Raw genomic sequence first — 14,192 nt, 5'->3', positions numbered from 1 at the left:
TTAGCCTCTCCTTTTGGGAGAAGGGTAGACGCTTTAGCACAACGAGCGTCTTAAAATTCCTGCTCTAAACTTCGATTCTCTATCCAGTTGCACAAAATCCATTCTGGATTCTAGCTCCTGAATTCTGAATTCTTCTTCGGTAAGTATCATGGCTACTAAGTTTATGTAGATTATAGTCGTCTGCATCCTTTTTAATAGTCAATTGCATCCTCGCCAGCAAGGATGATACTACTGCTTTTTCTTCTGTGACTATCAAGATTTTGTGATGAATCCTATTTGATCCGTTATGCTGTGGTTGCCGCAGTGTTGAGTTCCATCGGCTTTTGTGTAGTTAAATTTCAGGGAAAAAACTCATGGCAAAACAGTTAAACCTTCTCTCAACGGGACAGGTAATTCCAACAGCCCTGCACACCGAGATGCAACGGTCTTATCTAGAATATGCCATGAGCGTGATTGTCGGGCGAGCGCTACCAGACGTGCGTGATGGCTTAAAACCAGTGCATCGGCGCATTTTGTATGCAATGCACGAACTCGGTTTAGTACCAGATAGACCCTATCGAAAATGTGCCCGTGTAGTGGGTGATGTGTTGGGTAAATACCACCCCCACGGCGACCAATCTGTTTACGATGCTTTAGTCAGGCTAGTGCAGGATTTTTCTAGCCGCTATCCTTTGCTGGCAGGACACGGTAACTTTGGCAGTGTCGATAATGACCCGCCAGCAGCAATGCGCTACACAGAAACGCGCCTCGCACCCATCAGCCATGAGGGAATGTTGACAGAAATTGGTGAAGAAACTGTGGAATTTGTCGGGAACTTCGATAATTCCCAGCAAGAACCAACGGTGCTACCTGCTCAATTGCCGTTTCTGTTGCTTAATGGCTGTTCTGGTATTGCCGTGGGAATGGCAACGAATGTTCCACCGCACAACTTGGGGGAAGTTGTCGATGGGTTAATTGCCTTAATCGACAATCCAGATTTGTCAGATGAGAAGTTATTTGAGCTAATTCCCGGCCCAGACTTTCCCACTGGTGGGGAAATAATGGGTGAAACGGGAATTCGGGAAGCATACACTACAGGTAAAGGTGGAATTCTGCTGCGGGGAGTCGCAACTCTGGAGGAGATTCCAGCCAGTCGGGGAAGCAAGCGCCGGACGGCAATTATCATTACAGAATTGCCTTATCAAGTGAATAAAGCTGCCTGGATTGAGAAGGTAGCGGACTTAGTAAATCAAGGGCGCTTGCAAGGAATTTCTGATCTTCGGGATGAGAGCGATCGCGAAGGGATGCGAGTGGTAATTGAACTCAAACGCGATACCAATCCCCAAGAAATTCTCCAGCATTTATATCACCAAACTGCTTTACAAGTGACTTTTGGGGCAATTCTCCTAGCAATAGTGGATGGACAACCCCGCCAATTAAGTTTGCGTCAACTGTTGCAAGAATTTTTGAGTTTCCGGGAAGAGACGCTGAACCGTCGCTACAATTACGAGTTGGGGAAAGCTCAAAGTCGTGTGCATTTGGTAGAAGGTTTGCTGAAAGCGCTGTCTAATTTGGATGAGGTAATTGAAATTTTACGGCAAGCTGCCGATGGTAGTACGGCAAAAATTAACCTTTGTAGCCAACTAGATTTGAGTGATGTACAAGGAGATGCAATTTTGTCCATGCCATTACGCCGCCTCACCGGTTTAGAAAAGCAAAATTTGCAGCAAGAATTTGAGCAGATAAGTGAACAAATTAGCTTGTTAGAGCAATTACTGAACGATCGCCGGGAATTATTGAAGGCGCTGAAAAAAGATTTGCGATCGCTCAAGCGCAAGTACAACGATCATCGGCGGACGAAAATCGGAGAGGAGCAAAAATCTCGGGTAGAGGATCAGAAGAACAAAGATGATGAAGACAATCCAAAATCCAAAACTTGTACTGAGCGAAGTCGAAGTATCCAAAATCCAAAATTAGAACAGCCAGCAGAGTCAGCAGTTTTAGAATTTACCCAACGCGGTTATGTCCGCCGCATCCAGCCATCGGGGAAAAAGTCCAAAAGTGAAAATGGTCTGCACGATAATGACTTTATTATCCAAACTGTGTTGACCAACACCGAGAAAGACTTGCTAATACTAAGCGCTAGTGGCAAAGTCTATCCGGTGAATGTGGGAGAAATTCCCCTAACCACTGGACGTTCTCCACGGGGAAAACCTTTAATTACTATGCTTAGTAGTACTGCTCAAGGCGCTCAAGAAGCTGTGGTCAGCCGCTTTGTGCTTCCAGAAAATCTCGAAACTAGGCAAATGATTCTCTTAACAAAACAAGGAAGAATTAAACGTCTGTCTCTGGAAGAATTTACTAACCTGACTCGGCGCGGAATCACGATTTTGAAGCTCAAAGATGATGATGAATTGTCATTTACTCAGTTCATCGCACCAGCAGAGCATCTGATTTTAGCTAGTTCTGGTGGGCGACTGTTGCGCTTTGCAGTCAATGATGAACAATTACCGGTCATGGGTCGCACGGCGATGGGTTTACAAGCATTTCGGTTATTGAAAAATCAGCAAATGGTTGGCTGTGTCCCTGTCGGTAAAGATGACCAATTACTGCTAGTTACTCAAGAAGGATACGCCAAACGGATGCCTGCAAGTCAGTTGAGAGCGGCTAATCGCGGCGATTTAGGCACGCAAGCGCTGAAATTTGCCAGCAAAACTGACAACTTAGCTGGTATGGTGATAGCGAGCGCATCTGGCGAAGTAGCTTTAGTGACGAATAAGGAGCGGGTAGTGCGAATACCTGTGGAAACAATGCCGATTTTAGGCAAAGATGTCAAAGGTGAAAGTATCCTCCAACTCAACCGCGATGAAAAAATCATCACTGTTGCCGAAGTGCGATCGTAAATTAGGGTGATGTTTAACTTGCGACAAGCCAACTTGCAGGATTTAGAGGCGGTGATCCAATTGCGTCTTGAACTCCTGCGAGAGGCTGGCGATATTAAAGGTGACTCTGACACCGCAAACCTAGCAGAAGCAACTCGAAAATATCTTGGCGAAAAAATGCCACGGGGTAAATTTTTAGCTTGGGTAGCTGAAGTGGATAGTCAAATTGTTGCCACTAGCGGCTTAGTATTTTTTCAACGACCCCCCTACAATGGGAATTTTTCTGGCTTAGAAGCATACGTTATGAACGTTTATACAATTCCGATGTGGCGAGGACAGGGAATTGCAACAGCATTATTAAAGGAAATTATCAGCTTTGTGAGAACAACTGAGGCAAAACGCCTCTGGCTTGACACCACTGAGGATGGTAAACGTATCTACGATCAGCTTGGTTTTGTCTCGACTTCAAAAGAAATGGAAATTCTCTGGTACTGACCTATATTTTCAATAATTTTTTATTTTAAGATACTAAATCTGCCGGAAAGCAAGCAATGTAAATAAATTACTTGACAATTAATTTTAATAAGACCATATTGTTTAGATAGGTGAAAGTCTAGATAACATTTCTTCTATCTCAGTAAATCTTACTGAAGACCGATGTTTTAACCTGTATAAATAGCTATCCCTATTGATGTCAAGGTATGGAAACAAAAGTATAAAAAATGTTGCCTTTCTAAAAATATTTGTTATATTAGTTTACATAAGGCAATAAACCTTAAGAATTAAATTTGGAGTTCCAATCATGACAAATGCAAGCACAACAAAAGTCACTACTCCTGTAATTGAAGATCGCAATGCTTGGCGTTGGGGCTTCACCCCACAAGCAGAAATTTGGAACGGTCGCTTGGCAATGATTGGCTTTTCAGCAGCTATTTTGGTTGAAGTTTTTTCTGGTCAAGGCTTCCTACATTTTTGGGGCATCTTGTAAGTTTTAATATCTAAGATGACCTATAAATAAAAAAACCTGGAGTGCTAATTCACTGCCAGGTTTTTATTTATTTGTCATTTGTCCTTCGTCATTTATCTTTTGTTTATTCAATAATGACCAATGACTAATGACAATTGACTATTAACTACCGAATATATTCCTTGAGAACGCTGTTACGATTTGGGTGGCGTAACTTGCGAAGTGCTTTCGCCTCAATTTGACGAATCCGTTCGCGGGTGACGTTGAAAATCTGGCCGATTTCCTCAAGGGTTTTCATCCGTCCATCATCTAAGCCGTAACGCAGTCTCAGAACATCGCGTTCACGAGGGCTGAGACTGTCAAGGACTTTTTCCAGGTCTTCGCGCAGAAGATTTTTGGAAACTTGGTCTTCTGGTGTTTCACCATCGGATTCAATAAAATCGCCCAATCGAGAATCTTCTTCTTTACCAATTGGCGTTTCTAGTGAGATGGGTAATTGGGCAGATTTCGCAATAAACCGTAACTTCTCGATGGTCATTTCCATGCGAGTAGCGATTTCTTCTTCGGTGGGTTTGCGACCCATTTCTTGAGATAGCAACTTGGTAGTTTTCTTAATCCGAGAAATGGTTTCGTAAAGGTGAACTGGAAGACGAATAGTGCGTGATTGATCTGCGATCGCGCGGGTAATTGCTTGACGAATCCACCATGTAGCGTAGGTAGAAAACTTATAACCTTTCTCATGGTCAAACTTTTCCGCCGCGCGAATCAAACCGAGACTGCCTTCCTGAATTAAGTCCTGGAACGACAAACCACGATTCATGTACTTCTTAGCAATTGAAACTACAAGACGGAGGTTAGATTGCACCATCTTGTCTTTCGCCCTGCGACCAACATGGAGGCGATAACGAAAGGCTGGTAGTGGCAGTTGTACTGCTTCTGCCCATTCACTATCTCGAGGATCGCGATCTAACTGCTCACAAAGTCTTTCGCGTACCCTCTCCAATTCCAGTAAATCGGCTATCTTCCGCGCCAATTCGATTTCTTCGTCTGCCCGCAACAGACGAATTCTCCCAATTTCTTGCAAGTAAAGCCGAATTGAATCTTCGGTATAGTGCTTTTTCTTGCTTTGTGTCCGACGACGCGATTTAGCGGCTTTTCCAGACTTTGCGTCGTCCTCATCAGACTGAGGCTCTAAAAATTCCTCGTCACCTTCATCGATGATCAGCAAGTCCTCTTCATCGTCTATTAAGAGTTCTTCTAACTCGAGCTCAGGCTGATTCATTATTTCTAGTTCAGGCTGATATATGCTTTCGAGTACGTTGTTAGCCTGGTTCATGCCGCGTTCCTCATGCTCCTTGCAGAATCAATTACTCAAGATGTGTTTAATGCTCTTTTAAACGAGCCAATTGCCAACCGAAAATAAGCTTTTTGGCAGATTTGCCACAGATATTTTCGGACGTTTTACCCCTCCCATTGGAGGTTTTTTACTTTAGTTTCAGCAATTACTAAAGGTGACTTGCTCACTTTCGTAAATGTTATATGTGTTGCTATCACATATTGCTTTCAACTAACTGGTCAAAAAAAATACTCGCCTCGATCAAAAAATTTGCCACTCTATACAAATGAGTTCATATTGCTGGCAGATTTTCCTATAAAGACTCTTCCGATTGTAGCCTGTTTCACAGAAATTGCACTCTTTTTGTGTATTAATCATGAATTCATTAAGCAAATGTTAGCCACTTTCACCAAAAAGACATTAAAAACGGGAGTTATACCCTGACATTTTTTTCCACTTTTCGGAATTGCAGTGACGCTCTTATTACATTAGGAAGTAAGTACGCTTGCTCTTGCCGAATTTCATGTATTTTACACAACATTAATTACTTAGAAACAGTGCATTTTATGTTAACTCAGACGAGAAGTTTTAATCTACCCATTTTTACATTTCCTTCATAAATTACGCATTTCTGAGACTAAAGCGGATCTTGACCTTGGGTAAATACAACAACAGTGGTGGTGTTTGCCTTAAAGCAGTTAACCTTCTGCGTACTAGCTAGCTTAACTGAGGAGTTGAGGCTGTGACAGATCGATCTCGTGGGAGATCAATTTAGGTTTAACTAATTCGGTCTTATTCACACGTTAGCGCACTGTGGCGATTTCAGCCCTATGAAAGTTGACAAACTCTTCCTATTGTATACAAGGATATTTTAATCAATTCAAAAACAATTTGTCCTGGGAACTCGCCAATATAGTCATATCTTAGGCAAAAGTACATTAGATACATACGATACAATAGCGATCGCCACGGCACCACATGAAGATATTAACAAGTTTTCAGGCTTATGGTGTGTGCTTCCACGAACCATCGTCTCAAACACAGAGAACTCAGAAGATTACCTGATGATTTGGTTACAAAGCTTTTTTGCGTAAATCAATTGTAAATTTAAATACTTTTATTTCGGTGAGTTTCTGTCATCTTATGATCAATAATCCTGAAAATACTTATTAGTTGCTGTTTGATGTCTGATATCCAGTTATTTTCTCAAAGCATAACAAATATGCTTTAATCTCATGGGCAAAATTAATCAGCGAGTCAGAGCAAAGAGTACTATCTGGACTAAATTTCCAATAAAGTTGGTAGTTTTGCTAAGACTCGAACATTGATTTTTGGTAAAATATTGACAATAAGCAAATTATATGATACATTCCCAAAGGAGAAAATAATATTGAACAATGCTTTTCCTCCTATGCCTTTGCTCGTTTTCATAACTTTGTGTAGAATCCTGTTAGATAGAGAATTATTAACAATAGTTAATGAATTTATAGATATATTCACTCATCTAACGACATAGTTTGTAGTGTTGAAAACATTTATAAATTTTATAGTTTGTCATCAGCCAAAAGACGTAGCTTTTAGTCCTGATTTTCCCTATTGAAAACAGCCATAAATTATAAAAAAAGCAATGGGTAATAGGTTTCACCCATTACCCATTACCAAGTTCACAAATTATCAGAGCAGTGTTGATGAATTGATATTAGATATCTAGATCGGTGAAGTTGAGTTTAGAGCCATAGGTTTCGATGAATTCTCGTCTGGGTGCGACGCGATCGCCCATTAAAATTGTGAAGATGCGATCGGCTTCGGCGGCGTCCTCAATTTCCACTTGCTTCATTTTGCGGGTTTCTGGGTTCATGGTGGTATCCCAGAGTTGTTGTGGCATCATTTCACCCAAACCTTTGAAGCGTTGGATGGTATAGTTGGCGTTAGCGGGAAATTTGGCGATCGCTTGATTTTTTTCGCGATCGCTATAGCAATATTCATGATTACGTCCCCGTTCTACTTTAAACAGTGGGGGACAAGCAATATAAATAAAGCCTTGTTCGATGAGTGCCCGTTGATATCGGTAGAAGAATGTTAACAGCAAAGTCCGAATGTGCGCTCCATCTACGTCAGCATCCGTCATAATGACTATCCGGTGATAGCGCAGTTGGGTGGAATCGAATTCATCACCTTTAACACCTAAACCAAGTGCTGTAATTAACGATTGAACTTCGTTATTTTTATAGATTTTAGCGTCGTCGGTTTTTTCAATGTTAAGAATTTTACCACGTAGAGGCAAGATTGCTTGAGTGCGGCGATCGCGTCCTTGTTTCGCACTCCCGCCGGCTGAGTCCCCTTCGACGATGAATATCTCTGATTCGCTAGGGTCACGAGAACTGCAATCTGCCAATTTACCAGGTAATGGCGAAGATTCCAGCACCGATTTCCGCCGAACTAATTCCCGCGCATGACGGGCTGCTTCTGCGGCTTTGAAAGCTTGGATAGCTTTATCTAAAATTGAGTCTGCGATCGCCGGATGAAATTCTAGATACTCGGTGAGGACTTCTCCCACCAGAGAGTCAACAATTCCCCGCACTTCGGTATTACCGAGTTTGGTTTTGGTTTGTCCTTCAAATTCTGGATCTGGGACTTTAACGGAAATAACGGCTGTCAAACCTTCGCGGACGTGTTCGCCACTGAGGTTTGTTTCATTCTCTTTAATTTTATTGCGCTTGCGAGCGATCGTATTTAATGTCCGAGTCAGAACCGCCTTTAACCCTTCTAAGTGAGTACCACCATCCACCGTGCGAATATTATTAGCAAAACCTAGCACATTATCCGTATAAGCGTCAGTACACCATTGCAACGAAACTTCCACTTGTACGTTGTTCCGTTCACCCTGCACATAGATAATTTCTTCATGCAAAGGCTGCTTTTCGCGGTTCATGTAGGCGATATATTCTTTAATACCACCCTTGTAATCGTAGGATTCTACCTTGGGTGTATCGCTTTTTAATAGTTCCAGACGGTGGTCAGTAAAGGTAATTTTGACACCAGCATTCAGATAGGCCAATTCCCGTAGGCGACCTGATAAAGTGATGTAATCAAACTCAATGCTAACAGTGAAGATTTGGGTATCTGGTTTAAAAGTAACAGAAGTTCCGGTTCTAGCTTCTTTGTAAGGCTTGGTTTGGAGTTCGGTAACTGGTATACCTCGTTCATAGCGCTGGAGATAAACTTTTTTATCTCGCCAAACTGTAACTTCTACAACCTCAGATAGGGCATTAACAACAGAAATACCAACCCCATGCAATCCTCCAGAAACTTTGTAGCCACCGCCGCCAAACTTACCTCCGGCGTGTAGCACTGTCATCACGGTTTCTAAAGCCGATTTCCCAGTGCGCGAGTGAGTATCGACGGGAATACCGCGACCATCATCTGTTACAGTCACGGAACCATCAGCGTTGATATCCACCTCTATATGGGTGCAATGACCCGCCAAAGCCTCATCGATTGAATTGTCCACCACCTCGTAAACTAAATGGTGGAGTCCTCGCGGTCCAGTAGTACCGATGTACATTCCTGGTCTTTTGCGGACGGCTTCCAGACCTTCCAGAACTTGAATCTGATCGGCACTGTAACTGCTCGTCATGTAAACTCTCCTGATGCGTGGGGTTTAAGTCGCCAAAAGGCGAACGAAAGCAAAAACACTCCAAAATTCTAACACAAAAGCCTTGTTAGCGTCTGTAGGGCATTTTCAAGAGAAGTTTATACTAGGGTTGCAGTCCTGTTGGAAACGTGAGAAGTGGGGGATGAGGGAGATGAGGGGGATGAGAGAGATGGGGAAGAAATGACTAATGACTAAATTAATTGTGATTTGTGGGGCGACAGCAACGGGGAAATCGGGTTTGGCTTTGGCTTTGGCGATGCGGTTGGGTTCTGTAATTCTGAGTGCTGATTCTCGTCAAGTTTACCGTGAGTTTGATATTGGGACGGCGAAACCAACTTTGGCTGAACAAAAATTGGTGCGGCACTATTTAATAGATATCTGCGATCCAACAGACATAATGACAGTAGCAGACTACCAGGAACAAACACAAGCCTTAATTGCTTCAGTTGGTGTTACGCCACTGTTGCTAGTCGGTGGTACGGGTTTATACATCCGTTCCATTGTCCAAGGGATGAAAATTCCGAGAGTTGCACCGCATAAAGAATTGCGATCGCAGCTGGAATCTCTCGGACAACCCCAACTCTACGCCATATTACAACAAGTTGATCCAGTTGCCGCACAAAAAATTCATGGCAATGACTCAGTGCGAACTTTACGAGCATTAGAGGTATTTTACGTCACTGGATATCCAATTTCAGAACAGCAAGGGGAGAATCCACCAAATTATCCGATTTTGCAAATTGGTTTAGATTGCGGTGTTGAAAAGTTAGGCGCTCGGATTAAACAGCGTACTGAGAAAATGATAGCAAATGGTTTGGTTGCTGAGGTGGAGAATCTTTGTCAAAAATATGGCGCTGATTTGTCTTTGTTGAATACTTTAGGCTATCAAGAAATAAAGCAATATTTGACCGGGGATATTTCCTTGGATGAAGTGAAAGAATTAACAATTTTGCATACCCGACAATTTGCCAAGCGACAACGCACTTGGTTTCGAGCATATCCACAAATTGAATGGTTTGATGCGAATAATCCTGATTTATTAGAGAAGGTTTGGCATCGGATAAATGAGTTTGTAACTTGTACAAGCTCGTGATCATTTTTTGCTCATAAGACGCAAAGTTTTTTTGCGTCTTTACAACCATTGTCCTAGAGAGTGTCTGGATCTACGCCCATAGCCCGTAGCCTTTCTGCTAGTAATTGGGTGCGTTGTTCGGCTTGGGAAGCGCGTTGTTCGGACTCGGAAGCTCGTTGTTCGGACTGGGAAGCTCGTTCATCTCCAGTCGATAAAACATTCCCATCTTGGTAACACCAGCGTAACCAATGATCCTGTCTGCCTTCAAATTCACCTTCCCACAGAGTTACACCTAAACCAACTTGTTCTAACCAAATTTCTGAAGTTTCAAAGTAGCGTGTTCCCCTAAGTTCATAAACGCGTAGTAATTTTTCTCCTAATTGCTGATTTGGATCATATACGATGTAGTAACTAGCCCGCATGTGTTCATAAATTTGCAGCTTTTTGCCAAGTTCATCACCTTCTTTATTAGAGACAATTTCGAGGACAACTTCTGGAGGTTTGCCAAAACGCCAAACCATATAACAACGATTTTGTTTTTCCCACCAATTTTCAGGCATTTGAACATCGAAGCTGAGAAAAACATCAGGTACAATTGCGGGTTGACCATCTGTATGGTAAATACCGACATTGGCTGCTGCTAAAAAAGTCTGGCTTTGTAGAGAACTGTAAAGAGAGCTAATTAAAAGGCGTTTCTGTTTAGAAGTTGCAAAATTATCTAAAGTGTCATTTTCAGTGACTAGCTGGTTGGCATCTGGCACATAGTAATCATCATCATTGATTAGAACTTGCTGAACCATGATTTTATCCAGTATTTGAGAGCGTTATTTCTAGGTTAGTTGATTGGGGATGAAACTATTTAAGCTAACTTTACACTGTGTATTCATAATTGGTGTCATTGAGTTAATTGTGTCAAAATATACTAAAACAAGCTTGTAACATTACCACAATGATTAAACCAATACTGCAAAATCGTTACAAAATTATTAAGCGATTAGGATCTGGGGGGTTTGGAGAAATTTATCTGGCTGAAGATTTAAAAGTGTCTGGCATTCACAAATTTCAATGTGTTGTCAAACGACTACAGCCCCAAGTGCCCCAAGTGATGAATCAAAGAATTATAGAGAGATTCCTTCAAGAAGGGGAAACTCTTTTGAAACTGGGTCAAAACCACAGTCAAATTCCCAAGCTGTTCAACTTTTTTGAGGAAAATCAAGAATTATATCTTGTTCAAGAATTTATTGAAGGGCATGACTTAAGCCAGGAAATGAATTTTGGGAAGCAATCGAGTGAAACTGAGGTTATTAAGTTCCTACGAGAAATTCTTGAAGTGCTGGAATATGTTCACTATCATGGGTATATCCACAGAGATATTAAGCCAGCTAATATCATGAGACGCTTTCGAGATGGAAAGTTAATACTGATTGATTTTGGTTTAAGGAAAGAAATAAATTTTTTAGGACAAACCCCTAATAGTGTTGATGTTGGTACTCCTGGTTATAAGCCAAGTGAGCAGATAAATGGTACACCTATGTTTAGTAGTGATATTTATGCTGTGGGGATGACAGCAATTCAATTCTTGACTGGAAGACCACCGCACCAACTTTCAAAAGACAATAACGGTGAGGTAATTTGGCGACATTTGACGCAAGTAAGCGACAGGCTAGCTGATATTTTAACAACAATGTTAAAAAACAATTTCCGCGAACGTTATCAAGATGCAAGTGAGGCATTACAAGCTTTAACAAAACTACAAGCAATAAAACTAGCTAAATTATATTTACAATCACATCGCGTCTCCCAAACCAATCAAGCCAAGGAAATCCCTCAATCATATTTATCATTACTCAAGCCAACATTGATTGGCGATAAGTATGGTTATGTTAACCATTGGGGAAAGTTTATTATCCCACCATATTTTGATATGGCTCGTGACTTTTCTCAAGGATTAGCAGCAGTTAATCTTGGTGGTCGAGTAAGTTTATTTTTTGGCGTTAGGGGTGGTAAGTGGGGTTATATCAACAAGAGAGGGGAATGGGCTATCATGCCAAAGTTTGATGAAGCTGGCAGTTTTTTTAATGGTGTTGCAAGGGTCGAAGTTGGTGGGCGAGATTACTATATCAACGATAGAGGAGAATCTATTCTTTAGTTAGTTGCATTATAAGCCCTGTTTAAATGTTGCCACTGTTCCTTTACCTCGCCTTAGTCCGTAGCTTCAACAAACTAAATGCCAGTTATATGATGCTCATATATCCACTTATCGAAATTATTGCTGAAAATGAGTGCGATCGCATTTTACTCACTCTTAGCTGCTATTTTTGCAACAATAGTAATTAAAGCGTTAGAAAAAAGCCTGTAATCTGCCATACATCTACCTTGAACTTGAAAAAACTATGCTTACCCAAGATAAAAAACAACTTAACTGGAAACCCATTATCAAAGCATTCGAGGCTATCCTTGGCAAAAATGGTGTGGTGCAACGCCGCGAAGAACTGATTACCTATGAATGCGATGGTTTAACTGGCTATCGCCAACGTCCGGCTGTGGTGGTGTTACCCAGAACTACAGAACAAGTTGCCCAAGTCGTGAAGATATGCAATCAGTATTCTATCCCCTTCATCGCGCGCGGTTCTGGCACTGGTCTATCTGGTGGCGCTTTGCCAGTGAAAGACTCTGTTTTAATTGTAACTTCGTTAATGCGGCAAATCCTCAGCATTGATTTGGAAAATCAACGCACAGTTGTCCAACCAGGGGTGATTAATAGTTGGGTAACACAAGCTGTTAGTGGTGCTGGATTTTACTACGCTCCTGATCCTTCCAGTCAAATTATCTGCTCTATTGGGGGCAACATTGCCGAAAATTCTGGCGGCGTACATTGTCTCAAATATGGTGTCACCACTAACCACGTTTTAGGGTTAAAAATTGTCACGCCATCAGGTGAAATTATCGATTTAGGCGGACAAATCCCAGAAATGCCTGGTTATGATTTAACAGGTGTATTTGTTGGTTCTGAAGGCACTTTAGGAATTGCTACAGAAATTACTTTGCGAATTCTCAAAAGTGCAGAATCAATTTGTGTGCTGTTAGCAGATTTTACTAGCATTGAAGCTGCGGGAGCAACTGTTTCTGATATCATCAGCGCTGGAATTATTCCTGGTGGTATGGAAATGATGGATAACGTTAGCATCAATGCAGTTGAAGATGTTGTCGCAACTAATTGTTATCCCCGCGATGCTACTGCTATTTTACTAATAGAAATTGACGGTTTAGAAGTGGAAGTTGCAGGCAATAAACAGCGAGTTACCGAAATTTGTAAAAAGAATGGTGCGCGTAATGTCACTTCTGCTACTGACCCAGAAACTCGATTGAAATTATGGAAAGGACGCAAGGCGGCTTTTGCTGCGGCTGGGCATTTAAGTCCAGATTATTATGTACAAGATGGTGTAATTCCCCGGACTCAGTTGCCTTATGTTCTGCATGAAATTGAGGCATTAAGTAAAGAATATGGTTATGTGGTTGCTAATGTATTTCATGCTGGTGATGGCAATCTTCATCCCCTAATTCTTTTTGATAATTCTGTATCTGGAGCATTAGAACAAGTAGAAGAAATGGGGGGAAAAATTCTCAAACTTTGTGTCCAAGTCGGTGGTAGTATTTCTGGTGAACATGGCATCGGTGCAGAGAAAAAGTGCTATATGCCGCAGATGTTTAGTCCAGTTGATTTAGAAACTATGCAATGGGTGCGGCAAGTTTTTAATCCTAAAGGGTTAGCAAATCCTGAAAAGATATTCCCCACACCACGGACTTGTGGAGAAGCAGCAAATGCATCGGCACTCAAGCAATTTGAAGGTGTGGAAAGATTCTAGGAGTTAGAGGTTGTTTGAAAAGTGGTTGGCTGTAATTTTAGGCACTTATTGATCCCCCGTAACCCCCCTTAAAAAGGGGGAAGAATCAAAGTCCCCCTTTTTAAGGGGGATTTAGGGGGATCTAAAACTTTTTGCTACCGATAGGAGGACTTTTCAAACATCCTCTTAGAGACGCGATTAATCGCGTCTGTTATCAGATTTTGGTATTGTTAAGTATATTCATGACCAAAATTTGCTCTGTATTATTTTAAGTATTCTGACTCCTGAGTTCTTAATCATCATTTATTTACATGATCCGGAGGATTGTAACTTTATTTTGTAGTTATATATAGCGCTTCTCAGTTGAGTCCAATACAGACCTAACCCCCAGCCTCTTCCCTACTAGCGTTGGGAGGTAAGATTCAAAGCCTCTCTCCTAAAAAAAGAGAGGTTTGG

9 protein-coding genes are annotated in these 14,192 nt (G+C 41.6%); 6 read left to right on the top strand and 3 right to left on the bottom strand.

Annotated elements, in window-relative coordinates; all coding sequences use genetic code 11:
- Positions 1 to 353 precede the first annotated feature (353 nt).
- The 3 genes from gyrA to V7K50_RS21710 all read left to right on the top strand — a co-directional run bounded on the left by gyrA (position 354) and on the right by V7K50_RS21710 (position 3,849).
- Complete coding sequence (gyrA, locus tag V7K50_RS21720) at positions 354 to 2,882, top strand: DNA gyrase subunit A (RefSeq protein WP_334963615.1); 2,529 nt, start codon at positions 354 to 356, stop codon at positions 2,880 to 2,882.
- Between the two features lie 9 nt (positions 2,883 to 2,891).
- Positions 2,892 to 3,356 carry a GNAT family N-acetyltransferase gene (locus V7K50_RS21715; protein WP_334963613.1) on the top strand — a complete coding sequence of 155 codons (465 nt, stop codon included), beginning with the start codon at positions 2,892 to 2,894 and terminating at the stop codon, positions 3,354 to 3,356.
- A gap of 307 nt (positions 3,357 to 3,663) precedes the next feature.
- Positions 3,664 to 3,849 (top strand): chlorophyll a/b-binding protein, encoded by a 186-nt coding sequence (locus V7K50_RS21710; protein ID WP_069073374.1) that lies wholly within the window; start codon positions 3,664 to 3,666, stop codon positions 3,847 to 3,849.
- A gap of 145 nt (positions 3,850 to 3,994) precedes the next feature.
- Here the strand turns inward: V7K50_RS21710 and rpoD are convergent, their stop codons facing one another.
- A complete protein-coding gene (rpoD, locus tag V7K50_RS21705; RefSeq protein WP_196525044.1) occupies positions 3,995 to 5,164 on the bottom strand; it encodes an RNA polymerase sigma factor RpoD in 1,170 nt (389 codons plus the stop codon).
- 1,699 nt (positions 5,165 to 6,863) lie between these two features.
- Positions 6,864 to 8,801, bottom strand: coding sequence for a DNA topoisomerase (ATP-hydrolyzing) subunit B (gyrB, locus tag V7K50_RS21700; protein WP_334963611.1), 1,938 nt, complete (start codon positions 8,799 to 8,801; stop codon positions 6,864 to 6,866).
- Between the two features lie 205 nt (positions 8,802 to 9,006).
- Between gyrB and miaA the strand changes: the two genes are divergently transcribed.
- Complete coding sequence (gene miaA, locus V7K50_RS21695) at positions 9,007 to 9,912, top strand: tRNA (adenosine(37)-N6)-dimethylallyltransferase MiaA (protein WP_334963609.1); 906 nt, start codon at positions 9,007 to 9,009, stop codon at positions 9,910 to 9,912.
- Between the two features lie 53 nt (positions 9,913 to 9,965).
- On the opposite strand, the gene V7K50_RS21690 is transcribed toward miaA, so the two are convergent.
- Positions 9,966 to 10,691 carry a Uma2 family endonuclease gene (locus V7K50_RS21690; protein WP_334963607.1) on the bottom strand — a complete coding sequence of 242 codons (726 nt, stop codon included), beginning with the start codon at positions 10,689 to 10,691 and terminating at the stop codon, positions 9,966 to 9,968.
- A 149-nt stretch (positions 10,692 to 10,840) separates the two neighbouring features.
- Between V7K50_RS21690 and V7K50_RS21685 the strand changes: the two genes are divergently transcribed.
- Together V7K50_RS21685 and glcD are read left to right on the top strand one after the other, a co-directional pair.
- On the top strand, positions 10,841 to 12,040 hold the full coding sequence (locus tag V7K50_RS21685) for a protein kinase domain-containing protein (RefSeq protein WP_334963605.1): 1,200 nt from the start codon (positions 10,841 to 10,843) through the stop codon (positions 12,038 to 12,040).
- A 244-nt stretch (positions 12,041 to 12,284) separates the two neighbouring features.
- Complete coding sequence (gene glcD, locus V7K50_RS21680; protein ID WP_334963603.1) at positions 12,285 to 13,757, top strand: glycolate oxidase subunit GlcD; 1,473 nt, start codon at positions 12,285 to 12,287, stop codon at positions 13,755 to 13,757.
- The last annotated feature ends 435 nt before the right edge of the window (positions 13,758 to 14,192 follow it).

This window comes from Nostoc sp. (assembly GCF_036917135.1).
Classification (GTDB): domain Bacteria; phylum Cyanobacteriota; class Cyanobacteriia; order Cyanobacteriales; family Nostocaceae; genus Nostoc.
The sequence above is the reverse complement of the archived record's forward strand: the minus strand, read 5'-3'. Positions and strand labels throughout refer to the sequence as shown.